The organism is Sphingomonas crocodyli, from assembly GCF_004005865.1.
GTDB classification, from domain to species: Bacteria; Pseudomonadota; Alphaproteobacteria; order Sphingomonadales; family Sphingomonadaceae; genus Rhizorhabdus; species Rhizorhabdus crocodyli.
In genome coordinates, this window is sequence record NZ_SACN01000001.1 from 2,261,949 (window position 1) to 2,285,343 (window position 23,395).

A 23,395-nucleotide genomic window follows, 5' to 3' on the forward strand; every position below is an offset into this window, starting at 1 on the left:
GCCGATCAATCGGCCCAGGCAACGTCCTCAAGGTGCATCTCGGCCGCCGGGCGGCTGCCCCAGTCGTCGATCTTGGGGCGGCCGGCGATCCACAGCGACCGGCCCGGCCCCGCGCCCAGCAGCGCCTCGCCCAACGGCGTATCGGCCGATCGGAATGCCATCGCTTTGAACGACCGCCCGTCGCGGCCCTGCACGATCGCACGGACATGGCCGTTGCCGACCACATCGGCCTTGATCACCCGCACCGGCCCCGCCGCGATCCGGGGTGCCGGCCAGCCCGCACCATAAGGGCCGCCACGCTCCAGCGCCTCGACCAGATTGGGGGTCACGCCGCCGGGCGCGACCACGCCATCGAGCAGCAACGCGCGCCCGTCCGATGCCTGCGCCACCGCGCTTTCAAGCCGGGCATCGAGAAAATCGGCCAGCGCCTCGACCCCGCCGGGGCCGACCGTCAGACCCGCCGCCATCGCATGGCCGCCGCCCGCGACGAGCAGGCCCATATCCTTGGCCGCCAGGATCGCAGCCCCCAGATCGACGCCCGACACCGATCGGCCCGATCCCTTGCCGACGCCCTCGTCATCGAGCGCGATGACGATAGCGGGCTTGCCCAGCTTCTCCTTGAGCCGCCCCGCGACGATCCCGATCACGCCGGGATGCCAGCCCTCGCCCGAAACCACCGCGACCGCGCGATTGCCCTGATGCAGCGCCGCCGCTTCGGCCTCCGCCTGCACATTCGCCTCGATCGCGCGCCGTTCCTCGTTCAGCCGATCGAGTTCCGCCGCGATCTCGGTCGCCTCGTCCGGATTCTCGGTGGTCAGCAGGCGCACGCCCAGATCGGACTTTCCGACCCGCCCGCCCGCATTGATCCGCGGCCCCAGCGCAAAGCCTAGATCGGTGCAGGTCGGCGCCCGATTGAGGCGTGCTGCCCCGATCAGCGCCGCGAGGCCGACATTGCGCCGGTTCGCCATCACCTTGAGCCCCTGCGCCACGAAGGCACGGTTGAGCCCCTTCAACTGCGCAACGTCAGCAACCGTCCCCAGCGCCACGATATCGAGCAGTTCCAATATCTTCGGTTCGGTCTTTCCCGCAAAATATCCACGCGCCCGCAGCACCCGCAGCAGCGCCGCGCCGAGCAGGAAGGCGACGCCCACAGCCGCCAGATGACCATGCGCCGCGCCTTCATCCTCGTCGAGCCGGTTGGGGTTCACCACCGCCAGGGCATCGGGCAGCGTCGCCGCGCATTTGTGGTGGTCGACGACGATCACCTCGATCCCCGCCGCGCTCGCCTGCGCCAGCGCCTCGAAAGCCTGCGCGCCGCAATCGACCGTGACGATCAACTTGCTGCCCGCCGTCCCGATCCGCACCAGCGCCTCGCCCGAGGGGCCATAACCCTCCATCAGACGATCGGGGATATAATAGCCGACCGGACAGCCGAGTTCGCGCAGAAGGCGTATCAGCAATGCGGCCGAAGTCGCTCCATCGACGTCATAATCGCCGAAGACGGTAACAGCTTCACCCGTGATGACTGCATCGGCCAGACGCTCGGCCGCGCGGTCCATGTCGCGGAAGATCGAGGGATCGGGCATGAAAGCGCGGATCGTCGGCGCGCGATGTTCCTCGACCGCGTCACGCGGGCAGCCGCGCGCCAACAGCAACTGCGTCACCAGATCGTCCGGCTCGAAACCCTCATCCCGCACATCGGCCGATCCACCGCGCCAGTGCCAGGGCTGCCCCAGCACCGACCGGACGATCCCGAGGATCGGCGCCCGCCCCTCGCCGGACTTAGCGACTGATGCCATTTTCGCGGTCCAGAAGAAGGCTGAGCAGGATCGCGCGGCATTCGCCATCGGCGATCCCGTCGATCGTCTCGGGACGGAAACGGCGCTGGAAGGCAGTGACGGCCGCAGGGCCATCGACGACGTCATAGCCGAAGCGTTCGAGCGCGAGCAGGAAGCCGCCCGGCGTCCAGTGCGGATCGGCCAGGTTCTTGCGCGGCCGTTTGAGCGCCAGCCCGACCTTCGCCAGCATCTCCCAATCGAACAGCTCGCCCGGATCCTGCTTGCGAGCGGGGGCGATGTCCGAATGGCCGACGACATTGGCGGGCGCGATATCGTATCGCTTCACGATGTCGGCGACGAGCGGGACGATCGCGCCCATCTGCGCGGCCGGGAACGGGCGATAGCCCCATTCGTGGCCGGGATTGACGATCTCGATGCCGATGCTGGCCGAATTGACATCGGTGACGCTGCGCCAGTGGCTCTTGCCCGCATGCCAGGCGCGCAGTTCTTCGGGAACGAGGCGCAGCACCTGCCCGTCCTCGGCGACGACATAATGGCTCGAAACCTTGGCCTCTGCGTCGGTCAGCCGCTCGATCGCCGAAGGGCCGTCCTGCATGCCGGTATAATGGAGCACGACCATGCTGATCGGCAGCTTGCGGTCGTCATGATTCGGCGACGGGCAATCGATGATCTCGCTCATGCACCCCATGTAACTCCGCCCCGCACAGGGGCAAGAGGATCAGGCGGCGCGGCGGAACACCGTGAGCATATCGGCGTCGGCGACAAGCTGGCGCGCATCATTCCCCGCCGTCTCGCCCGCGCCAAGGATCAGCGCCGCATCGGGCTTCATCGCGGCCGACAATCCGGCCAGCACGCGCGCACGGTTCTGCGGCGGGAAATAGAGCAAGGCGTTGCGGCAGAGGACGAGATCGTAGCAGCCCTGGCCCGGCGGCGGCCCCATCAGATTGTGGGGCGCGAAGCGGACCATCGCCGCGATCCGCGGCACGATGGTCCAGCTGCCATCGGCGCCTTCCGCAAACCAATTGCCCAGCAAGCGGCCGGGAAGCCCGCGCTGCACCTCGAACGCCGAATAGACCCCGGCGGACGCCCGCTTCAGCGCGACGCGCGAGATATCGGTGCCCAGGATTTCGATCGACCAGTCATGCCAGCGATCGGGATCTTCCGCGAACAGCATCGCGATCGAATAGGCTTCCTGCCCGGTCGCGCACCCGGCGGACCAGATGCGGATGCGCCGTGTGGCCGCACAACGGCGCGCCAGTTCGGGCAGGATATCGTCCTGCATCTGGCGGAAGACCGCGCTGTCGCGAAAGAAGCTCGTTTCGTTATTGAGGAGCGCGTCGATCATCTGCGTGGCGGCAGGATCGGCCGGGTCCGCTGCGACGCGGCCCGCAAGCTCGACCGGCGTCACCCCGATCCGGCGGCACAGCGGCGTCAGCATCGCGCTGACGCGCCACAGCCGATCGTCGCCAAGCTGCTGCCCCGTCCCCTGTTCGAACAGCCGCGCGATCTGCCGCGCGGTGGCGGTGCTCAGTTCCATGCCGAACCGCGCGTCGCGACGAAGGCGGCGATCTGATCGGGCGGCAGGACCGCGCTGGCAAGCCCCGCCTGCGCGACCGATCCGGGCATGCCCCACACGACCGAACTGGATGAATCCTGCGCCAGAACCTCGGCGCCGGCCTCCACCAGCTTGCCCGCGCCGATCGTGCCGTCACGCCCCATGCCGGTCAGCACGATGCCGACGCCGGCGGGTCCGAACATCTCGGCGACCGCCTCGAACATCGGATCGACCGATGGCATGCAGCGGCTCGGCGCCGGATCATGATCGATCCGGATCCGCACGACGTCGCCCATGATCAGGCGGATATGCCCCTCGCCCGGCGCGACGATGATGCCGCCGCGTGTCAGCCGCATCCCATCCTCCGCCACGGTCGCCGGCCGGCCGCAAATGTCGTGCAACTGGTTGGCGAAGTAGGACATGAAGACGGGCGGCAGATGCTGCGTCACCAGGATCGGCGCGTCGAAATCGTCCGGCAGAGCCTGCAGCAAGGCCGACAGAGCGTGCAGGCCACCGGTCGACGCACCGATCGCCAGACAGGCGATGGGGCCGCCCGCATGCGGCGCCCGCAGCGGCACGAGAACAGGCTCGGGTGCCGGGCCGGGCTGCGCCTGCGCACGCTCCTTGGCCTGCGCACCACGCCCACGGCCGAGCCGCAGCAGCGTATCGATATAGAGGCGGGTGAAATCGGTGCCGAAATTGCCGGCGGTCGGCTTCAGCAACGTGTCCGCCGCGCCCAGTGTCAGCGCCCGCATCGTCGCGGCGGCGCCCTTGGCGGCCGAGGAGGACACGATCAGGACGCGCGCGCCCTGACAAGCGTCGAGGATTTCGGGAAGCGCGGTCAGCCCGTCCTTTCCGGGCATCTCCACGTCGAGGACGACGATATCGACGGGGGCGTTGCGCAGAAAATCGATTGCGCGGTCAGCGCCGGGAAAAGCACCCGCGACTTCGAAACGGGAATCTCCTTCGACGAGCCGCGCGAGCACGGTGCGCGCGACCAGCGAGTCGTCGACAAGGAGGATGCGGATCGGCGGCGGCACCGCCGCGATCCTGTTGCCGCCGGGCGCCCTTCGCTGTCCGCGTTCGGCGCCCGCCGATGCCATGTCAGGCGACGCCCACGATCTGCAGCTTGTTTTCAATCGTCGCGCGATCGAACGGCTTCATCATATATTCGTCGGCGCCCGCATCGATCGCGGCGCGGATGTGGCCGACATCGTCCTCGGTGGTGCAGAATACGATCTTGGGACGGCGCGCGATCTCGGTCTGACCCAGCGCGCGCAGGAATTCGATCCCGCTCATCACGGGCATGTTCCAGTCGAGCAGGATGACGTCGGGCGGCGAGCTCTGGCAGCGATCGAGCGCCTCGCGCCCGTCACCGGCTTCGTCCACGCTGAAGCTCAGCCCTTCCAATATGTGGCGGGCGACCTTGCGGATCACCTTGGAATCATCGACGACGAGGCAGGTCTTCATGCGGCGTTCCGTACGTATTTGAAATCCGCTGGATCATATCCAACGGCGGTAAGCGACCGGTTAACGCGCTATCACGCGGCGAGAGCGGCCTTCTCTCCGCCGATCAGCGCATCGACATCGAGCAGCATCACCGGCACCCCTTCATGTTCGAGCACACCGGCGCTCATCGCCGCCCAACCGGGCGAGAGCAGCGCGCGAGCCGGCGCCGGGGCGCCGTCGATCGCGACCACATCGTCGACGTGATCGACGAGGAAGCCGTAGAGATGATCGCCCATCGTCACGATCACCGCCTGCGCGCCGCGGCCGCCTGCGCGAACCTCGGCACCCAGCGCGACGCGCGTGTCGATCACCGTCATCACCCGGCTGCGCAGCGCGAACAGGCCCAGCACATGGCGTGGCGCACAGGGAACGGGGGTCACCTCCCCCATTTCCACGACAGACTCGATGCAGCTGGCCGGCAGCACCGCCTTCTGACCGTCGATTTCCACGATCAGGTAGAGATCGGTCATCATGCGGCGTTCCTACGGGTGCGATGGCGTTGAAGTTCGGCCAGAAGCGCCGGGCGATCATAGCGCCACAGGCTGGCATCGGCGGCGTCGGCCGGTTCGGACGTTGTACGCAGGCGCACCAGTGGCGCTTCGGACGAGGCGGTAGATGCTTCGCCGGCAATCACCAGATCGGGCGTCACGCCCTTCTCTTCGAAAGCGACGCGATAGCCCGCGGCTTCGACCAGCGGCGCCAGCACCTTGCGGGTCCAGGCATCGTCGTCAGCAAGCAGGCAGAGCGGCTTCATGTCGACGGGGGTCTGCGGCTGCGCGACCTCGGCGAACATCCAGAAGCTGTCGAGCATCTCGACGGGACGATCCTCGACCAGCATCACGCCGGCAACGAGGCCCGGCGTGGCGACGCGATCGAGGATGACCTCGACCGGGGCGATATCGATCACGGTATCGATCGCATAAGCGATTTCGGCCGTGCCGTCGTTCATTCGCAGCACGCGAACCTTCGGGCCGGTGATCGGCACGCCGCAGCTGAGCAGCGGGATCATGCGGCCTTCGTGGACCAGGCGGACCCGCCCGCCCCGCTCGCTGATCGCGCCGGCGAAGCAATCCTCGATCCGTTCGACCAGCGCCAGCGGGATCGCGCGCTCGGTGCCGTCCAGATCGCGGAACAGCAGGATCGGATCATGCTGTTCGACGACCGCCTCGACATGCTCCTCGGCATGATCGCGGCTGCCCGATTTCCAGTCGACACCCGCACGCTCGGCGATCGCCGCGATGTCGAGCAGCAGCATCGGGCGGCTGTTATCGGGCAAGGTGGTGCCGCCATAGATGCCGCACGCCATGACGATCGGCGCAGCGGGCTTCACCACCAGTTCCTCATGATCGTGAACCGCCTCGACCGCGAGCGCATAGCGATTGCCGCCCGACAGCTTGAGGACGACCATGTTGCCGCGTTGCCCGGCGTCTTCAGCGCCAATCACGTCGGCCAGCGCGACCACGGGCAGGCGAACGCCGCGGATGAACACCACGTCGGCGCCACCCAGCTTGGCGGGGCGCACCGCGTCGCCGCCGACGCGAACGATCTCGTCGATCGCCGAACGCGGGATCGCGAAATGCTGTCCGCCGCAGCTGACCGTCAGCGCGGGGATGATCGTGAGCGTCATAGGAACGCGCATCGTCAGGTGGACGCCGCGGCCTGGCATGCTGTCGACCTCGACCGCGCCACCGATCTTTTCGACATTGGCGCGAACCACGTCCATGCCGACGCCTCGTCCCGAAATCGCCGTCACAGCCTGCGCGGTCGAAAGGCCGGGTGAGAAGATCAGCTGGAGCTTGGCATCCCAGCCCATACGGGCGGCCGCGTCCTCAGTGATGACGCCGTTGTCGATCGCCTTGCGGACGAGGCGATCGGCGTCGATCCCGCGCCCGTCATCGACGATTTCGATCAGGATATGGTTGCCCACCTGCCGCGCGCAGACATCGAGCGCGCCGATCGCAGCCTTTCCGGCGGCCGCGCGATCCTCAGGCTTTTCGATGCCATGATCGATCGCGTTGCGGACGATGTGGGTCAGCGGATCGCGGATCATCTCGATCATCTCGCGATCGAGTTCGACGTCGCCGCCGTCGATACGCAGCGTCACCTGCTTGCCCAGTTCGGACGAAATATCGCGGACGAGGCGTGGCAGCGCCGTAAACAGATGTTCGATCCGCGCCATGCGGGTGCGCGTGATCGAATCGCGCATCTCGGCGATGCACAGCGACAGTCGTTCGAAGGCGACTTCGATGCCCGACTGGATGCCGACTTCGCGCAGCTTGCGCGACAATTCGTTGCGGGCGAGCACCATGTCCGAAACGCCCGCCATCATCCGATCGAGCAGGTCGACAGGCAGGCGGATGCTGCGCGCGACGCTGCGGTTGGCGGGTGCGGCGACGGTCGTGGCGGGGGCGTCTTCCTCCTCCTCAACCGCGCTGGTTTCGACTTCGCTGAGCGCGGCGATCAGGGCCTGATCGTCGCCGTCGGGCATGGTCTGGCCGTTGTCGATGGCGTTGGTGAGTTCGGCGATGCGATCGATGATCGCGAGAACGGCGGTGACGAGTGCGGCATCGGGCTTGCGGCGATCGTCGCGCACATCGGCCAGAACGTCTTCGGCGGCATGGCTGAGGCGTTCGAGACGCGGCAGATCGAGAAAGCCGCAGCTTCCCTTCACCGTGTGCACGAAGCGGAAGATCGAATCGAGACGCGAGCGATCCTCGGGCGCGGCTTCCCACGCCACGATTTCCCCGGCGATTGCTTCGAGCGTTTCGCGCGTTTCAGCGATGAAGTCGCTGAGCAGGTCGTCCATCATGCCCTTCCCGAACGGATATCGGGCCGCTGATGGCAGATAGATGGTAAAGAAGCGGTTTATTTAGCCGGCAGAGCGACGCCCATTAGTAGAACCCCTGGTTCCACTTCAGACACTTGAACCTCGCCGCCCTCTTCCTGAACGAGCAGGTGGACGAGCCAGGCCGCCGCGGCACGCGGGCTGATCAGCCCCTCGTCGGCTTCGCCCAGCAGCGCGTTGCGCAGTTCGGGGTCGAGCACGATGCGCGGCCCTTCGGCGCGCAGCACGATCTCGCTGCCCTCCGCGCCGATATCGAGCCGGCCGCCACGCACCAGCGCGTCGCCCGCGATCAGCGCGAGGTTGAGCAGGATCTTGATCGCGTTCTTCGGCCGGGCGCCCTCGTCGACCATCCAACCGATCTGAACGCGGCTGGAGGGGCCATGCAGCCCTTCGATCGCCGCGCGCGCCTCCCGCGTGTCGACCATTTCGCCGAAGCCGCCGGCGGCGCCGAAAGCGAGGCGGAAGAACTTCAGCTTGTTCGCGGTCGCCGCTGCGCTCTCGGCCAGCAATTCCATGCAGCGGGCGCGCATTTCGGGATCTGTCTCATCGGCCAGAAGCTCGAGCCCGTTGTTGAGCGCGCCGACCGGGGAGAGCAGATCATGGCACAGGCGCGAACATAGCAGACTTGCGAATTCCGCAGCTCTGCTCGCCATCCTATCCGTCCTTTATCGCTGTCGCGCCCGAAACGATGCCCGGCCGCCCTTGGGTGAAACTCAGGGGCGCTCTTGTGACGGTTAGTCGCGGCTTAGGCAAGCCGGCCCATCAGGGCGCAGACGGCCCGTCGCCGGACAATATCGTCACTTCGTCGAACATATCGTGTCGCGCCCCACCCGGCCGCGCGATCCAGGCACACACATCCTGCCCGGCCACGATCAGCCAGAGGCTCCCCGGTTCGGCCGCCTGCGCATCGCAGGCGGAGGGTTCGGCGCTGCCCGACGGATGCGAGTGATAATGGCCGATCGGCGCCGGTGCCTCGCCACGGCGCGCGGCCTTGTGCGCAGTGAACAAGGCGGCCGGGTCGATCTCGAAGCGCCGGGCGGGTTCGTCGGCGATATTGGCGCATGGCCGGATGGCTTCGACATCGCTGCCCGAACCCAGCAACAGGCCGCAGATTTCGACATCGGGATCGCGCGCTGCCCATTGCACGATCTCATCCAGCAGAGCCCTTGAAATCCGGAGATTCATGCCCATCTCCGTAAACGATGACCGGGGGGAAATCGACATTGCTGGCAACCGTGCCAACCGATGCCGAAGGGTGGCGGCTGGACCGCACCCTCGCGGTGCTGATCCCGACCCTGTCGCGCGAGCGGCTGAAGGCGCTGATCTCGTCCGGGCAGGTCGCTACCGACACCGGCGCGCTCGCCCGCGATCCCGCTGCCAAGGTGCGTCCCGGCACCAATTATACCGTCTCGGTTCCCGATCCCGCGCCCGCGCATAACGAAGCGCAGGAAATTCCGCTGAACGTCGTGTTCGAGGACGAGCATCTGATCGTGGTGGACAAGCCCGCCGGCTTGGTCGTCCATCCCGCTGCGGGCAATCTGGACGGAACGTTGGTCAACGCCCTCCTCCACCATTGCCGGGGCAGCCTGTCGGGCATCGGCGGTGTCGAGCGGCCGGGGATCGTCCACCGGATCGACAAGGATACGTCCGGCCTGATGGTGGCGGCCAAGACCGATCCGGCGCATGTCGGGCTGGCGGGGCAATTCGCCAAGCACAGCATCGACCGGCGCTATCTGGCAATCGTCGCGGGCTGGCCCAATCCGGCAGATGGCACAGTTCGCGCCTCGCTCGCCCGATCGGACGCCAATCGCAAGAAGATCGCGATCGTCCCCGAAGGGCGCGGCAAGCATGCCGTCACCCATTATCGGACGGTGCAGAAGCTCAAGAAGGCGGCGATGGTCGAATGCCGGCTGGAAACCGGCCGCACCCATCAGGTGCGTGTCCATATGGCGTCGCTGGGGCACCCGCTACTCGGCGATCAAACATATGGGCGCAGTCGGCCGGAACATCGCGAAACGCTCGCTCGTTTGGACTTCAAGCGGCAGGCGCTCCACGCGGCCGTTCTGGGCTTCGTCCATCCGATCACAAGCGAGGCTTTACGGTTCGATAGTGATTGTCCGCAGGATATGCAGCATCTGTTCAGCGAACTCATGCTATCAGAAACATCGAGGAAAGAGCCGATTTCGACTCGTTCCGTACTAAAGGGAGTTTGATCGATCATGGCTAGCGGCAAGAACGTCCCGGCGACGATTCCGGCCCTCGGCGGTGAGCAGAGCCTCAACCGATATCTCGCAGAGATTCGGAAGTTCCCGATGCTGAAGCCCGAAGAAGAATATATGCTCGCCAAGCGCTTTCAAGAGCATGGCGATCCGGAAGCGGCCACGCGCCTCGTTACCTCGCACCTTCGCCTCGTGGCGAAGATCGCGATGGGCTATCGCGGCTATGGCCTTCCGACGAACGAGCTGATTTCCGAAGGCAATATCGGCCTGATGCAGGGCGTGAAGAAGTTCGAGCCCGATCGTGGTTTCCGCCTCGCCACCTATGCGATGTGGTGGATCAAGGCGTCGATCCAGGAATATATCCTGCGGTCGTGGAGCCTGGTGAAGATGGGCACCACCGCAGCGCAGAAGAAGCTGTTCTTCAACCTGCGCCGGATGAAGTCGAAGCTCGACGCGTTCGAGGATGGCGATCTGAATCCCGAGGTTCTGAAGAAGATCGCGACCGATCTCGGCGTGTCCGAGGAGGAAGTGACCTCAATGAACCGCCGCATGGCGATGGGCGGCGATACGTCGCTCAACGTCTCGATGCGCGAGGATGGCGAAGGTCAGTGGCAGGATTGGCTGGTCGATGACGAGCCGCTGCAGGACACCCGCGTCGCCGAGGCGCAGGAAAAGAGTCTGCGCCACAACATGCTCGAAGAGGCGATGGCCGCGCTCAACGACCGTGAGAAGCACATTCTGGTCGAGCGCCGCCTGGTCGACGAGCCCAAGACGCTCGAAGAACTGAGCCAGGTCTATGGCGTCAGCCGCGAGCGGGTTCGCCAGATCGAGGTTCGCGCCTTCGACAAGCTGCAGAAGGCGATGGTCCGCCTCGCGGGCGAGAAGCGACTTCTGCCCGCGATGTAATCGCGACAGACGACGGAAAATATGGGAGGGGCGCCGATGGTGCCCCGCCCTTTTTTGTTTCAGAAGCGGCGCGAGACGCCCAGATAGAGTTCGACGTCGGGGCTGTTGTGATTGAGCCCGGCATTGGAGCCGATATCGAGCTGCAGGTTGTCGTTCGGCTGCCAGCCCAGCGACAGGCCGGCGAGCATCATCGTCGCGTGCCCTGTGGGATCGCGATCGCGCAACGCCTGCATCTCGATCGACGCCGTCACCGCCTCGCTGATCTCATCGGTCAAGCCGACGACGCTGCCGAAAGCAAGGTGGCGTCCATGCCCGTCCTCGTCGACCGCCGCATCAACCTCGGGCATGGCTTCGAACTTCAGATGCTCGCTGAGTTGATAATTCAGCGGAACGAGCAGGCCCGCACTCCAATCCCCCGCCCCGATCGGCTGACGCCCGACCGGCAGGGTCGCATAAGGCTGAACCGCCAGTGAAAAGCCGGAGCCGTCCGGATTGCTCAGGCTCTGGCGCATCGCGACGGTCATGTCGCCGGCCCGATGCGCTGAAGATCGCGCGCCGTTCGTCCGGTCGCGATCATGGTCGATGCCGAAACCGTCCCAACCGAGCTGCACTTCGGTCGTCTCGGTGAGCCCCAAGCGAACCAGCGCGCCGCCGAACAGATATTGGCTGTCGCGTTCGTCGGTGGTCCGATCGAGGGTCCAGTCGGCCAGCCCGACTTCGACCGAGACATGCCCCTTGTCGACGATGCAGGGCGGATTGCCGATGCCCGGACGATCGGTGCAATAATCGCGCAAATCGGCCGCCTGCGCGGCGAAGGGCATCGTGCATGCCACAAACGCCATCGCCCACTTTCGCATCGGCATCCCCTCCGGATCGTTTCGCCGCTGAACGCGCCCGCTTGCCGAAATATCCGCCGCTGCTAATCGTGATCGCCGACCTATGGCCAAGCGTTCCTCCGCATCAAAACAGTCCTTCCCGCGCCGCGCCCTCGGCTGGCTGGGTCGTGCGATCCTGATCTTCGTCGCCGTGTCGGTGCTGTGGGTGCTGCTCTACCGCTTCGTGCCGCCGCCGGTGACAGTGACGATGATCGCCAATGCGGGCGGCGGGCGGGGAATCACGAAGGACTGGATGAGCCTGTCCGACATGGACCGCAACATGCCGCTTGCCGCCATCGCGGCCGAGGACGGCAATTTCTGCAAACATAACGGCTTCGATTTCGGGGCGATACAGAAGGCGCTCGTCAGCAATATCGAGGGCGAGCGCAAGATCCGCGGCGGCTCCACGATCAGCCAGCAGACCGCGAAGAACGCCTTCCTGTTCCAAGGCGGCGGCTATGCGCGCAAGGCGCTGGAGGCCTGGTTCACCGTCCTGATCGAGTTGATCTGGGGCAAGCAGCGGATCATGGAAGTCTATCTCAACATCGCCGAGACCGGGATCGGCACCTATGGCGCCAATGCCGGGGCGATGCGCTACTTCCACCACGATGCCTCGCGCCTAAGCCGTAGCGAGGCCGCGCGGATCGCCGCGGTGCTGCCGCTGCCGAAGAAACGCGGCGCGATCGCCCCTACCGGTTTCACCCGCCGCTATGGCGATCGCATCGCGCGGCGAATCGGTCAGGTCGAGCGATACGGCCTGGCGAACTGCCTGCGCTGAGGCGGGATCGCGCGATAGACGCAGCGACCGCCGGCCGCGAACAACGCATCGGACGATCCACAACGATCGACGACATAGGCGAGGCCATGCATCGCCGCGAAAGCCAGCCTCTGATCGTGGTTCGCGAGCGACATGACCGCGAGGACGCGGCGACGCCACGGCAGATAATAGCTCGGCGTCCATAAAGCCGCCGCTCCGGAACGGACGTCCACGAAGGTCGATCGCTCCGATATGGTCGAGAACACCTCGAACCCTTCGACGAGCGCGCCCTGTCCCGGCTCTGCAGGCTTGTAGGGCGGATCGACGAAGACGATGTTGGCGATCGGGATCAGGAAGCGGTCGTTGGGGGCGCTGTGCGCCCGCGCCCAATCGCCGATCGCGGTCCAGGCCGCGATATCGGCGCGCTCGGCCGCATTCTCACGCGCCTGCCGAACGATAAGCGCGGACCAGACGAGCAGCAGCGCGATCGTCATCGCGATATCGAGCCGCAACCGGACGACTGTCGCAGGCAGACGCACTCGAAATAGCAGGCTGGCGAGCAGCGCGATCGGCAGCAGATGCCGCACGGTGCAACTGCCAAGGGCCAGCAGAGGTGCCCAGATACGCCGCCCCTGCCCCTGATCGCGCGCAACCACGACCGTCAGCGCGGCCAGCGCGAGCGCTGCGAGCAGGAAGATGCCGCCGCCGCCGCGCAGGAACTGCAGGTTGATGAACATCGGCATCGGTGCCACCAGCGGCACGAAGGCACCCGCAAGCCAATCGACAACGAAGCCCGCCAATGCAGCGAGAAGCAGGCCGGCGCGCCGATCGACCTGCGCCAGTCGCCACGCGGCCGTCAGCCCCGTCATCGCCGTCAGCAACAACACCGCGATCGACCGCGGGGTCGATCCGTCAATCAGCCAATGCTCGGGAAAATATTCGCGCAGATAGGCCAGAAAATCATGGTCCATCGGCCTGCCGAGTTCGGGATTGCCGAGAAACCCTTGCAGAGCAGGCGCGGCGATCAGCAGGAAGGCGCCGAAGCCCGTCACCATGCGCAGCGCCATGACCTTCGGCGCGACATCGCCCCGCTTCAGCAACACCGCCGCGACCGCCAGCAGCGGCAATGCCATCCACACCGCCATGAAGGCATTGAGGAAGAAGGTGACGCCATTCCACGCAAAGGCGCCGAAGAAACGACCGCGCCACGCGCACCATAAGGACAGCAGCATCGACGCATTGGCGAACTCGCTATGCGTGAAGCTGTTGATGAACAGCCCGTGCGACCCAGCCGACGAATAGCCGTTGGCCACGCTGGAAAAGGCCAGCAACGTCACGAACAACAGCCGCTCGCGCCGCTCGCTTATCCCGATCGCGTCGGCGCAGAGCAGGAAGGCGGTGATGCAGGCCGCCCGCGACACCACGGCCAACATGTCGATCAGGATCAGCCCGGCATGGCCCGGCGCGATACCGTGCAGGCTCTGCCAGAAGCCCGACGAATAATAACGCAGACTCTGGACATAAGGATCGCCGGCGAACTGCGGCAGATCAGAAAGGCCGGCGAGGATCGGCAGGTGGAAGATGTTGTTGCGAAAACCCGCCACCTGCCCCGTCATCGCGAAGGACAACAGGGTTCCGACTGCAATCGCGATCAGCAGCCCGCGCCGATCGGACAGTCCCTCCCCATCCGCCTTCGTCAAAGCCCGGCCGCCAGATTGCGTGCCTCAGTGATGCTGATCGCCAGGTCGCGCTGACGGAAAGGCTTGGCGAGGATCGAGATGCCGGGGAGATCGAGATCGGGCGCCGCATAGCCGGTGACGAGGACGACCGGCAGCTTGGGCGCCATCTTGCGCACTTCGGCGATCAGGGTCGCGCCGTTCATGCCGGGCATCAGATAGTCGCTGATCAGCAGATCGAATGCCGGCCCTTCGGCGATCTTGCGAAGCGCCTCTGCGCCCGAACTGGCCTGAACCGTCTGGTAGCCCAGCCCCTCCAGCAGTTCGGCGCTGCCCCGCCGCACCATCTCTTCATCGTCGACCAGCAGCACCCGGCCGGGTTCGATCGGCTCGGGAATGGCCTCGGCTGGGACAAAGCTCGCCTCGGGCAATTCGGCGCGCGGGAAGCGCAGCGTGGCGATCGTGCCCGCGCCGACACGGCTGCTCAGCGTAAAGGAACCGCCCGACTGTGCGGCCAACCCGTCGACCATCGAGAGGCCAAGGCCGGTGCCGCGCCCCTGCTCCTTCGTCGTGAAGAAGGGTTCGATCGCGCGCGTCAGCGTCGCCTCGTCCATCCCCTCGCCGCCATCGATCACCTCGATACGGACGAAATCCTCGGTCTCGTCGACCACGCGAAACAGCAGCGGCCCGCCTTCGGGCATCGCGTCGCGCGCGTTGATCGCGAGGTTGAGGAGCGCGAGTTCAAGCTGGTTGGGATCGACAAGCGCCACCGCCGGAGCCTCCGGCGTCTCGATCTTGACCTCGATCGTCGATCCGAGCGAGCGCTGGAGCAGGTCGCTCATCCCCAGCACCAGCGCGCCGAGATCGACCGGGCGCGGCTGGAGCGACTGGCGGCGGGCAAAGGCGAGCAGGCGCACAACAAGCGTCTTGGCGCGCTCGGTACTCGCCAATGCGGCGGAGATCAGCCGCCCGCTCTTGGGATCGGTGCCGTGGCGAAGCTGCAGCAGATCGAGCGCGCCCATGACGGGAGCGAGCAGATTGTTGAAATCATGCGCCACGCCGCCCGTCAGCCGGCCGAGTGTTTCAAGCTTTTGCGCCTCGTGCAGTTGCGCCAGAACGCGCTCGCGCTCGGCCAACGCATCCTCGACCCGCTGCGAGAGCGAGGCGTTGAGCGCGGCCAGCGCCTGATCGCGCTCGCGCAGATTCTGGTCGGCCTCGGCCAGAGCGGCGCCGATCGCATCGAGTTCGGCGATCCGTGTCGCGGGCGGCGCAAACGCCTCGCGCGCGCCCAAAGCCTTGGCGCTGCGGGCGACGGCCTCTACACCCCGCGACGCACGCCGGCCCCAGCGATAGGCGACGATACCGCCCACCAGCATCAGCAACGTAACGACGATCGCCGCCAGGATCAGCGTCGACCAGATACCGGCATCGAGTTGCTCACGCGGAGCGGCGACCAGGAAAGTCCAGCGGCTGACCGGGGATCGGCTGTAAGCCGCATATGTCCTGACCCCATCGAGCGAGACTGACGCGATCACGCCCTCATCGGCCGCTGCAAATGCCCGTCGCACGTCGTCAGTCGCCGCACGCCCCACGAACTTCGTCGGTTCGCGGCTTCGCCAGACGAGCGTCGCCTTGCTGTCGATGATCGATCCGTACCAGTCGTCGGGCAGACGCTGCCGCTCGAACAGCGGCTGCAGGGCATGCGGCCGCATGATGACGGACATATAATAGGCGGCCCGGCCATTCTCGATCACCGGCACATCGACGCAGATGATGTCTCGTTCGATCAGGCCGTGCGTCAGGTTGCACAGATGCGTTTCGCCACGATCGAGAATTGGCCAGATCCAGTCCGGATCGCCGCCGACTGGCAGCTTCGCCCCGCGGGGTAGCTTCGTGTTGACGACCTGACGACCGTTGCGATCGCCCACCACGATCCAGGCATCGGGCGTGCGCAGCGAGGCGCGCGCCTGCGCATCGACCGCCTCCCAATCGTGCGCCGCGACGCTGGGCGATTGCGACAGCGCCCGCAACAGCGCCTCGTGCCGCGCAAAATCGCCATCCAGCACGCGCGACAGCGCCCGCGCGGTTTCCGCCATCTGCCTTTTGGCCTGATCGCGCGCGAAATATTCGGCGCTACCGACGAGGATCGCGGTGCTGACGAGCGCGACCGCAAGCAACAGAGCCAGGAGGCGCAGGAAGCCGACCCGCATCGATTGGGACGCGAGCCCCATATCTGATCCAGCCATGTCGACCTTACGCCCCACAAACACCCGACGAAATTTCGCCAATCCGCGACTAACAGAAAAGTTCAACGGAGACTATAATCTGAAAAGCTTCGAATAAGCCAAAGCCTCCCGGCAATGGATTATAACGAGACAGGATCGCCAGACGTTACCGGCACGATCGATGCTGTTCGCCGCACTCTTGCGGTGGCTCGACAATTGGGTCGCCGGGGGGCAGACATCGCGGATGGCGACGTTCATCCGCCCCGCGATCGAAGCCGATCTGGATGCACTCCTCGCCCTCGCAATCTCTGCGGGGCCGGGACTTACCAACCTGCCGGCCGACAAAGCCGCGCTGGCGGACAGGATCGCGCGTAGCGACGCGTTGCTCGACGGCGACGATCTGTCGGGCGCGATCCTGCTGCTGCTTGAGGTCGATGGTCAAGTGCGCGGCACAGGGATGGTTTTTCCGCGCACCGGGGTCGATTGGCCCTTCTACAGCTACCGGATCGGCCGGATGACCCAGCGGTCGAGCCTGGACGGCAGGATGGTCCGCTTCGACGTCCTCACCCTCGTCAACGATCTGGAGGGCGCGACCGAGGTTGGCGGCCTGATGATCGACCCGGCCTTGCGTGGCGGCGCTTATGGCCGGCTGATGGCGCGCAGCCGCTATCTGCTGATCGCGCGCGATCGCGCGCGCTTTGCCGATCGGACGATCGCCGATTTGCGCGGCTATCTGAAGGATGGCACGTCGCCTTTCTGGGATGCCGTCGGCGGGCGCTTCTACGCGATGGATTTTGCGGAGGCCGATCGGATCAACGGGATTACGGGCAACCAGTTCATCGCCGATCTCGGCCCGCGCCACCCGATCTACACCAACATGTTGCCCGATGAGGCGCAGGCCGCGATCGGCCGTGTCCACGACGATGGCCGCGCGGCCGTGACCCTGCTGGCCGAGGAAGGTTTTATCGACGAAGGCTATGTCGACATTTTCGACGCCGGCCCGACCCTGATCGCCGCGACCGACGCGCTGCGCGGGATCGGCGAGGCGCATGGTGGCCCGATCAGCGCGATCCTGGACGGTGGAACCGAGAGCCTGATCGCGACCGGCCACGGCCGATCCTTCCGCGCGACCCGCGGACGGGCGACTGACGGCATGGCGATCGATCCGACTTCCGCCGCCACCCTCGGCCTCACCGCAGGCGACGACATCACCCACTTCCCCTTCTGAGCTGACCAGCATGAGCGCGACCGAAATCAACTTCGACGGGCTGATCGGCCCCATTCACAATTATGCGGGGCTGTCGGCCGGCAATCTGGCGAGCGCCAACAATGCCGGAGCGATTTCGCGCCCGCGCGAAGCCGCGCTGCAGGGGCTCGCCAAGATGCGGCTGCTGATGGATCGCGGGCTGGCACAGGGCTTCATCCCCCCACCCCGTCGCCCCGCGGTCGCAACGCTCTGTACGCTGGGTTTTGCGGGCAGTGATGTCGAGGTGCTGAGGGAGGCGGCGGACAGCGATCCCGTGCTGTTCAACAATGCCTGCTCAGCCTCGGCCATGTGGGCTGCGAACGCCGCAACCGTGATTGCCGCGCCCGATGCCGGCGACGGGCGCGTCCACCTCGTCACCGCCAATCTCGCGACGATGCTCCACCGTTCGTTCGAGGCCGCCGACACCTTTGCCGCGCTGTCGACGATTTTCGCCGACAGCCGCCATTTCGCCGTTCACCCCGCTTTGCCGGCCACCCCGCATTTCAGCGACGAAGGCGCGGCCAACCATATGCGGCTCACGGCAAGCCACGGCGCGGAAGGCGCCAATGTCTTCGTTCATGGCGAACCACGCGGCGGCTGCTTTCCCGAACGCCAGTCGCGCCGCGCTGGCGAAGCCGTGGCGCGGCTCGCGGGCGTGAGCATGGAAATCCATACCCTCCAGTCGCGCAAAGCGATCGAGGCCGGCGCCTTCCACAACGATGTCGTCGCGGTCGCCAATGAAAATGTGCTGTTCGCCCACCCGCAGGCGTTCGAGGATCGCGATGCTCTGTTCGCGGCGCTCGCTACATCGGTTCCGGGTTTCGTCGCGGTCGAGACGGCGGGCGTGACGCTGGAAGAAGCGGTATCCTCCTATCTGTTCAACTCGCAACTGGTGACGCTTCCGGCCGGCGGGATGGCGCTCGTCTTGCCCGCCGAGACGCAGGCGGTCGCATCGGTCCGCGCGGCGATCGACGCGGCCATTACCGGCGACAATCCCATCGTCGAAGCGATCATCGTCGATGTGCGCGAGAGCATGCGCAACGGCGGCGGCCCGGCCTGTTTGCGGCTACGCGTGCCGGTATCCGACGCCGCAAAGGCCGCGATCGACCCACGCTTCCTGCTGCGCCCTTGTCGTTGGGATAGTCTGGCGAAGCTGGTCGAAGCCCATTGGCCCGAGACGATCGACGCTGCCGATCTGATCGATCCGGCGCTCTGGGCGGCGGTGGGCGCGGCGCATGACGCGCTCGACCATTGGCTTTCGGTTCCGGTTTGAGGCACAAGACGCGATGCTGTTCGTCCGCCCGGCGGTAATTGCCGATCTCGATGCGCTGATGGAGCTGGCGATCCTGTCCGGACGCGGCTTCACAAGCCTGCCCGAGGATGAAGCGACCCTGCTCGCCCGCCTCACCCTGTCCGAACAAAGCTTCGCCGGCACCGTGCCGACGCGCGAGGCGTGGTACACGCTGATGCTGGAGGACAGCGAGACGGGTCGGGTCGAGGGGCTGTGCGGCGTGCGCGCGGGCGTCGGCGTCGGGCGGCCGCATTTCTCGTTTCGGGTGATGACGCTCGCTCAATTCTCTTCCGCGATCGCGACCCGCTTCGATCATCAGGCGCTGGTGCTCGTCAACGAATGCGCCGGGTGGACCGAGGTGGGATCGCTCTATCTGCGTCCCGAACGGCGCAGCGGCGGTGCCGGGAGCCTGCTCGCACGATCGCGCTACATGCTGATCGGGGCGGAGAAATCGCGTTTCGCCGAAACGGTGATGGCCGAACTGCGCGGTTATTTCGCGCCCGACGGCACCTGTCCGTTCTGGGAGGGGGTCGCGAGCAAATTCTTCCGCCTGCCCTTCGATCAGGCCGATCATATGGTGATGTCGACCGACGGCCAGTTCATCCTCGATCTCGCCCCGCGCCACCCGATCTACGTCGAACTGATCGACGAGGCCGCGCGCGATGCGATCGGCAAGGTTCATGTCGAGGGCCAGGCCGCCCGCGCGATGCTGGAGCAGGAAGGGTTCCGTGGATCGGGGCTGATCGACATCTTCGACGGCGGCCCGACCTATTCCGCACCGCGCGACAGCATCACCACGATCGAGCGGACCCGCCGCTGCACGGTCGCGATCGGCGATCCGGGCGAGGCCGAGGAAGCGATCGCTTCGACGGACAGCGCCACAGGCTTCCGGGCCGCGCGCGTCGCCGTGGCGGTCGATGGAGAAAGGGCGCTGATCCGCGCGAGCGATGCGGACCTGCTGGGGCTGAAGGCGGGAGATGTGATGAGGGTGCGGCTATGATGCGGTCGATCGATCCGGCCACTGGCGAGATGGTATGGGAAGGCGAGGAAACACCCATCGTCGCGATCCCTGCGATGGTCGATCGCGCCCGTGCGGCGCTGCCGGGCTGGGCCGAAACGCCGTTGGAAGATCGCATCGCGATCGTCCGCCGCTATGCCGAGGCGCTCAAGGCCGAGACCGAGGGGCTGGCGCGCGATATCTCACGCGAGACAGGCAAGCCCCTGTGGGAAACGCGCGGCGAAATCGCCTCGATGATCGGCAAGGTCGAGGTGTCGATCGCCGCGCAGGCCGAACGGGCGGGCACGCGCGAGGCGACGACCGGCTTCGGCCGCGCCGTCCTGCGCCACAAACCGCATGGCGTTATGGCCGTACTGGGGCCGTACAACTTCCCCGGCCATCTGCCCAACGGCCACATCGTTCCCGCGTTGCTCGCGGGCAATGCGGTGATCTTCAAACCATCGGAGGAATGCCCGCTAACCGGCCGGAACATGGCGCGATTGCTCCAGGTCGCCGGCGTGCCCGACGACATTTTTCAGATCGTGCTGGGTGGACGTGATCAGGGCGCGGCGCTGATCGATGCCGATATCGACGGGCTTCTGTTCACCGGCGCGGCATCGACCGGCGCGCATTTCCGCCGCGCGACCGTCGATCGCCCGCACCTGATCCTCGCGCTCGAACTCGGTGGTAACAACCCGCTGATCGCGTGGGGCGATGGCGATGCTTCGGCGGCTGCGATCGTCCAGTCGGCCTTCGTCACCACCGGCCAGCGCTGCTCGTGCGCGCGTCGCCTGATCGTGCCCGAAGGGAGCTTCGGCAATGCGATCGTCGAGGCGACCCACACCCTCGCCTCACGCCTGCGGATCGGCGCGTGGGATGATGAGGAGGAACCCTATATGGGGCCGCTGGTCTCGACCGGTGCCACCCAACGCGCGATCGATGCGGTGGCTGCGCTCAAGGCGAATGGTGCGAAACCCCTCCTCCCCTTCGAACGGCTCGATCGCGGTGAGGCGTTCGTCACGCCCGCTATCTACGACGTCACCGGCATAAACGTGCCCGATGAGGAGATTTTCGCGCCGGTCCTCCAGCTGATCCGCGTGCCCACCTTCGACGCGGCGATCGAGGCAGCCAACGCGACGAGCTACGGGCTGTCGGCGGGTCTGCTGAGCGACGACGAGGAGTTGTGGCGGCGCTTCCTGTCGCGGTCGCGGGCCGGCGTGGTCAACTGGAACCGGCCGACGACAGGCGCAGCGGGCAACATGCCCTTCGGCGGGCTCGGGCGATCGGGCAATCATCGCCCCAGCGCTTATTATGCCGCCGATTATTGCGCCTATCCGGTTGCGAGCTTCGAAGCGCCCACGATCGAGGATATGACCGCCGATCTGGGCGGGCGGCTGTTGTGACCCTGCCCCTCCCCGCGCTCGACGCCGCCGCATCCGCGCCGATGCGCGCGCAGGTCGAGGCTTGGAGCGCGATCAATTCGGGCTCACGCAATCTCGACGGGCTGGCGACGATGGCCGGCCTGCTGGCCGATGCCTTTGCGGTGCTGCCGGGCGACGTCGGGCTGCTCGATGCGACGCCGGGCGAGGTTATCGATACGGACGGGGTTGCCCAGCCCGTCGCTTTCGGCCGCAACCTCCACGTCCGGGTACGCCCATCGGCGCCGGTTCAACTGCTGCTCACCGGCCATATGGACACCGTGTTCGGGATCGATCACCCGTTTCAGACGGTGACGCCGCTGGAGGATGGCGCGATCCTCAACGGGCCGGGCTGCGCGGACATGAAGGGCGGGATCGCGCTGATGCTCGCCGCTCTGGTGGGGATCGACGCCTCCCCGCTGGCATCGCGGGTCGGCTATGAGGTGGTGATCAACTCGGACGAGGAGATCGGCTCCCCCGGCTCGGCGGCGCTGATCGCTCAAGCCGCGCGGGGCAAGCTGGCCGCCCTCACCTACGAACCCGCCTTACCCGACGGGACGCTGGCCGGTGCGCGACCGGGCAGCGGCAATTTCTCGATCATCGTGACGGGACGCGCTGCACATGCCGGGCGCAATCCGGAGGACGGCCGGAACGCCGTCGTCGCGGCAGCCGACCTTGCGCTGCGGCTGTCGAAGGCCAGGCGCGAGGGGCTGGCGATCAACCCGGCGAAGATCGACGGCGGCGGCCCGAACAATATCGTCCCCGATCGCGCGATCCTGCGCGTCAATCTGCGCCCCGCTTTGCCCGAGCATCAGGCGATTGCCGTCACCCTGATCGACCGGCTGATCGCCGAAATCTCGGCCGAGCATGAGGTTTCGATCCACCTCCACGGCGGCTTCGGCCGACCGCCCAAGCCGGTCGATGCCCGCGCACAAAAGCTGTTCACTCTGGTCGAACGCAGCGCCACCGATCTGGGCATCGCGATCGGCCGCAAGGCAACCGGCGGCGTATGCGACGGCAACAATATCGCGGCGTGCGGGGTGCCCGTGGTCGACACGATGGGCGCGCGCGGCGGGGCGATCCATTCGGCGGACGAATTTCTGATCATCGACAGCCTGGCGGAGCGTGCGCGGCTGTCGACCCTCGTCATGCTTCGCCTTGCCGAAGCCGGTCTCTGAGCGCTCCGGGCCATAGCCGCTTCGCCCGCTCGATCAGTTCATAGTCGCGGGCATAGACCCGCATGATCTCCTCCCGCTGCGCGCGGGTGAGCAGGATCGGGATGTCGCGCGAGGCATTGAGCCGCACCCGATCGGCGCCACGCAACGCCGGATCGATAGCGGCGAGATCACCCAGCGCATCATAATGGACGACATGATCGACCCCGATGCTGCCGAGTTCGGTGGTGACGTACCAGACCTGCGGGCGGAAGATATGGTCGATCCGGAACATGTCCCGCGCACCTGCGACATGATCGATCGCGTCGCCGACATGGCGGAAACCCGTATAGTCGCTGAAGAAAGGCGGCGAGATGCGGTTGTCTTTCGTCCCCGCATCGATCGCATAGCGATAGGCCGACAGGAAGCGATCGATCGGATCGCGCAGGATGCAGAAGCTTTTGACCCGATCCATCAGGTCGCCGCCGACCGTCCGGTAATAGCGGACCGAGGCGTGCTTGATCTGCTCGCCATAAAGCTGCTGCGAGATCGAGGTGCCCGCATTCTTGGGCACGTGGATGAACAGCACGCCCCGCGCGCGGACCATATCGAGCCGCCGATGCCGCTTCGACGACAGGTTCGGATGGCGCCCGAGCCTGCACTGTTTTTCGGGAATATCGCTGATCAGTCGCACATCATGCGCCGCCGCGCGGAGCGACCGGACAACGCCGTAGCGGATAGTATCGGAGAGAAAGCCTGCCATGCAGACCCTATGATCCGGGGATTTCTCCTCCCGGTGTCAACATGTTGCAGGTGCTTTGCGGTGACATGGTGTGACAGCGTGATCGCAGCCCCGGATTGCTACCGATTGCGCTGGATTAGTCATTTAGCCACTTTTTGCTCCGCAACATATTTGCCGTCGG

Annotated in this window: 21 protein-coding genes; 8 read left to right on the forward strand and 13 right to left on the reverse strand. The window is 66.2% G+C overall.

Annotated features, from left to right (window positions below):
- Nucleotides 1–5 precede the first annotated feature (5 nt).
- The 9 genes from recJ to EOD43_RS10965 form a co-directional block, all read right to left on the reverse strand.
- Nucleotides 6–1,799 carry a single-stranded-DNA-specific exonuclease RecJ gene (gene recJ / locus EOD43_RS10925; RefSeq protein WP_127743706.1) on the reverse strand — a complete coding sequence of 598 codons (1,794 nt, stop codon included), beginning with the start codon at nt 1,797–1,799 and terminating at the stop codon, nt 6–8.
- Entirely contained in the window at nt 1,783–2,487 is a 705-nt protein-coding gene (locus EOD43_RS10930; RefSeq protein ID WP_420822438.1) for an N-acetylmuramoyl-L-alanine amidase, read from the reverse strand. The genes recJ and EOD43_RS10930 overlap by 17 nt, the downstream gene beginning before the upstream one ends.
- Nucleotides 2,488–2,517: 30 nt before the next feature.
- Entirely contained in the window at nt 2,518–3,336 is an 819-nt protein-coding gene (locus EOD43_RS10935) for a CheR family methyltransferase (RefSeq protein WP_127743710.1), read from the reverse strand.
- Nucleotides 3,327–4,457 (reverse strand): chemotaxis-specific protein-glutamate methyltransferase CheB, encoded by a 1,131-nt coding sequence (gene cheB / locus EOD43_RS10940; protein WP_127743712.1) that lies wholly within the window; start codon nt 4,455–4,457, stop codon nt 3,327–3,329. Before cheB ends, EOD43_RS10935 begins: the two co-directional genes overlap by 10 nt.
- Nucleotide 4,458: 1 nt before the next feature.
- A complete protein-coding gene (locus tag EOD43_RS10945) occupies nt 4,459–4,824 on the reverse strand; it encodes a response regulator (RefSeq protein ID WP_127743714.1) in 366 nt (121 codons plus the stop codon).
- A 71-nt stretch (nt 4,825–4,895) separates the two neighbouring features.
- Nucleotides 4,896–5,336 (reverse strand): chemotaxis protein CheW, encoded by a 441-nt coding sequence (locus EOD43_RS10950; protein WP_240653152.1) that lies wholly within the window; start codon nt 5,334–5,336, stop codon nt 4,896–4,898.
- Nucleotides 5,333–7,669 (reverse strand): chemotaxis protein CheA, encoded by a 2,337-nt coding sequence (locus tag EOD43_RS10955; RefSeq protein WP_127743716.1) that lies wholly within the window; start codon nt 7,667–7,669, stop codon nt 5,333–5,335. The genes EOD43_RS10950 and EOD43_RS10955 overlap by 4 nt, the downstream gene beginning before the upstream one ends.
- Nucleotides 7,670–7,728: 59 nt before the next feature.
- The gene (locus tag EOD43_RS10960) at nt 7,729–8,361 is read right to left on the reverse strand and encodes a histidine phosphotransferase family protein (protein ID WP_127743718.1); all 633 of its coding nucleotides are present in this window, start codon (nt 8,359–8,361) and stop codon (nt 7,729–7,731) included.
- A 109-nt stretch (nt 8,362–8,470) separates the two neighbouring features.
- Nucleotides 8,471–8,893, reverse strand: a complete 423-nt coding sequence (locus EOD43_RS10965; protein WP_127743720.1) for a M67 family metallopeptidase — start codon at nt 8,891–8,893, stop codon at nt 8,471–8,473.
- 17 nt (nt 8,894–8,910) lie between these two features.
- Between EOD43_RS10965 and EOD43_RS10970 the strand changes: the two genes are divergently transcribed.
- Both EOD43_RS10970 and rpoH read left to right on the forward strand, forming a co-directional pair.
- Nucleotides 8,911–9,921, forward strand: coding sequence for an RluA family pseudouridine synthase (locus EOD43_RS10970; RefSeq protein ID WP_127743722.1), 1,011 nt, complete (start codon nt 8,911–8,913; stop codon nt 9,919–9,921).
- 6 nt (nt 9,922–9,927) lie between these two features.
- The gene (rpoH, locus tag EOD43_RS10975; RefSeq protein ID WP_127743724.1) at nt 9,928–10,833 is read left to right on the forward strand and encodes an RNA polymerase sigma factor RpoH; all 906 of its coding nucleotides are present in this window, start codon (nt 9,928–9,930) and stop codon (nt 10,831–10,833) included.
- A 59-nt stretch (nt 10,834–10,892) separates the two neighbouring features.
- Here the strand turns inward: rpoH and EOD43_RS10980 are convergent, their stop codons facing one another.
- A complete protein-coding gene (locus EOD43_RS10980) occupies nt 10,893–11,690 on the reverse strand; it encodes a transporter (RefSeq protein ID WP_127743726.1) in 798 nt (265 codons plus the stop codon).
- 82 nt (nt 11,691–11,772) lie between these two features.
- Between EOD43_RS10980 and mtgA the strand changes: the two genes are divergently transcribed.
- A complete protein-coding gene (gene mtgA, locus EOD43_RS10985; RefSeq protein ID WP_127743728.1) occupies nt 11,773–12,486 on the forward strand; it encodes a monofunctional biosynthetic peptidoglycan transglycosylase in 714 nt (237 codons plus the stop codon).
- Here mtgA and EOD43_RS10990 read toward each other — a convergent pair.
- A complete protein-coding gene (locus tag EOD43_RS10990; RefSeq protein WP_127743730.1) occupies nt 12,447–14,165 on the reverse strand; it encodes a hypothetical protein in 1,719 nt (572 codons plus the stop codon). The genes mtgA and EOD43_RS10990 overlap by 40 nt on opposite strands.
- The gene (locus EOD43_RS10995) at nt 14,162–16,372 is read right to left on the reverse strand and encodes an ATP-binding protein (RefSeq protein WP_164857193.1); all 2,211 of its coding nucleotides are present in this window, start codon (nt 16,370–16,372) and stop codon (nt 14,162–14,164) included. The genes EOD43_RS10990 and EOD43_RS10995 overlap by 4 nt, the downstream gene beginning before the upstream one ends.
- A gap of 175 nt (nt 16,373–16,547) precedes the next feature.
- Here EOD43_RS10995 and EOD43_RS11000 point away from each other — a divergent pair, with 175 nt between their 5' ends.
- Genes EOD43_RS11000 through EOD43_RS11020 form a run of 5 tightly spaced genes read left to right on the forward strand, consistent with a single transcriptional unit; the run spans nt 16,548 to nt 22,496 of the window.
- On the forward strand, nt 16,548–17,594 hold the full coding sequence (locus tag EOD43_RS11000; protein WP_127743734.1) for an arginine N-succinyltransferase: 1,047 nt from the start codon (nt 16,548–16,550) through the stop codon (nt 17,592–17,594).
- A 10-nt stretch (nt 17,595–17,604) separates the two neighbouring features.
- Nucleotides 17,605–18,885 carry an N-succinylarginine dihydrolase gene (locus EOD43_RS11005; RefSeq protein WP_127743736.1) on the forward strand — a complete coding sequence of 427 codons (1,281 nt, stop codon included), beginning with the start codon at nt 17,605–17,607 and terminating at the stop codon, nt 18,883–18,885.
- On the forward strand, nt 18,848–19,903 hold the full coding sequence (locus EOD43_RS11010; protein ID WP_240653153.1) for an arginine N-succinyltransferase: 1,056 nt from the start codon (nt 18,848–18,850) through the stop codon (nt 19,901–19,903). Before EOD43_RS11005 ends, EOD43_RS11010 begins: the two co-directional genes overlap by 38 nt.
- Complete coding sequence (gene astD / locus EOD43_RS11015) at nt 19,900–21,303, forward strand: succinylglutamate-semialdehyde dehydrogenase (RefSeq protein WP_127743740.1); 1,404 nt, start codon at nt 19,900–19,902, stop codon at nt 21,301–21,303. The genes EOD43_RS11010 and astD overlap by 4 nt, the downstream gene beginning before the upstream one ends.
- A gap of 41 nt (nt 21,304–21,344) precedes the next feature.
- Entirely contained in the window at nt 21,345–22,496 is a 1,152-nt protein-coding gene (locus EOD43_RS11020; RefSeq protein WP_127744715.1) for a hydrolase, read from the forward strand.
- Here the strand turns inward: EOD43_RS11020 and EOD43_RS11025 are convergent.
- Nucleotides 22,465–23,235 (reverse strand): sulfotransferase family 2 domain-containing protein, encoded by a 771-nt coding sequence (locus EOD43_RS11025; RefSeq protein WP_127743742.1) that lies wholly within the window; start codon nt 23,233–23,235, stop codon nt 22,465–22,467. The genes EOD43_RS11020 and EOD43_RS11025 overlap by 32 nt on opposite strands.
- Nucleotides 23,236–23,395 lie beyond the last annotated feature (160 nt).

Bases quoted from the DNA above. Each gene is read 5' to 3' on its own strand.
- EOD43_RS10955 (WP_127743716.1), bottom strand. From the start codon at position 7,669: ATGGACGACCTGCTCAGCGACTTCATCGCTGAAACGCGCGAAACGCTC.
- EOD43_RS10935 (WP_127743710.1), bottom strand. From the start codon at position 3,336: ATGGAACTGAGCACCGCCACCGCGCGGCAGATCGCGCGGCTGTTCGAA.
- EOD43_RS11005 (WP_127743736.1), top strand. From the start codon at position 17,605: ATGAGCGCGACCGAAATCAACTTCGACGGGCTGATCGGCCCCATTCAC.
- EOD43_RS11000 (WP_127743734.1), top strand. From the start codon at position 16,548: ATGCTGTTCGCCGCACTCTTGCGGTGGCTCGACAATTGGGTCGCCGGG.
- EOD43_RS10960 (WP_127743718.1), bottom strand. From the start codon at position 8,361: ATGGCGAGCAGAGCTGCGGAATTCGCAAGTCTGCTATGTTCGCGCCTG.
- EOD43_RS10995 (WP_164857193.1), bottom strand. From the start codon at position 16,372: ATGGGGCTCGCGTCCCAATCGATGCGGGTCGGCTTCCTGCGCCTCCTG.
- EOD43_RS10965 (WP_127743720.1), bottom strand. From the start codon at position 8,893: ATGAATCTCCGGATTTCAAGGGCTCTGCTGGATGAGATCGTGCAATGG.
- EOD43_RS10945 (WP_127743714.1), bottom strand. From the start codon at position 4,824: ATGAAGACCTGCCTCGTCGTCGATGATTCCAAGGTGATCCGCAAGGTC.
- EOD43_RS10950 (WP_240653152.1), bottom strand. From the start codon at position 5,336: ATGATGACCGATCTCTACCTGATCGTGGAAATCGACGGTCAGAAGGCG.
- rpoH (WP_127743724.1), top strand. From the start codon at position 9,928: ATGGCTAGCGGCAAGAACGTCCCGGCGACGATTCCGGCCCTCGGCGGT.
- EOD43_RS10930 (WP_420822438.1), bottom strand. From the start codon at position 2,487: ATGGGGTGCATGAGCGAGATCATCGATTGCCCGTCGCCGAATCATGAC.
- EOD43_RS10980 (WP_127743726.1), bottom strand. From the start codon at position 11,690: ATGCGAAAGTGGGCGATGGCGTTTGTGGCATGCACGATGCCCTTCGCC.
- EOD43_RS11020 (WP_127744715.1), top strand. From the start codon at position 21,345: ATGCGCGCGCAGGTCGAGGCTTGGAGCGCGATCAATTCGGGCTCACGC.
- EOD43_RS11025 (WP_127743742.1), bottom strand. From the start codon at position 23,235: ATGGCAGGCTTTCTCTCCGATACTATCCGCTACGGCGTTGTCCGGTCG.
- EOD43_RS11010 (WP_240653153.1), top strand. From the start codon at position 18,848: ATGACGCGCTCGACCATTGGCTTTCGGTTCCGGTTTGAGGCACAAGAC.
- recJ (WP_127743706.1), bottom strand. From the start codon at position 1,799: ATGGCATCAGTCGCTAAGTCCGGCGAGGGGCGGGCGCCGATCCTCGGG.
- astD (WP_127743740.1), top strand. From the start codon at position 19,900: ATGATGCGGTCGATCGATCCGGCCACTGGCGAGATGGTATGGGAAGGC.
- EOD43_RS10970 (WP_127743722.1), top strand. From the start codon at position 8,911: ATGACCGGGGGGAAATCGACATTGCTGGCAACCGTGCCAACCGATGCC.
- cheB (WP_127743712.1), bottom strand. From the start codon at position 4,457: ATGGCATCGGCGGGCGCCGAACGCGGACAGCGAAGGGCGCCCGGCGGC.
- mtgA (WP_127743728.1), top strand. From the start codon at position 11,773: ATGGCCAAGCGTTCCTCCGCATCAAAACAGTCCTTCCCGCGCCGCGCC.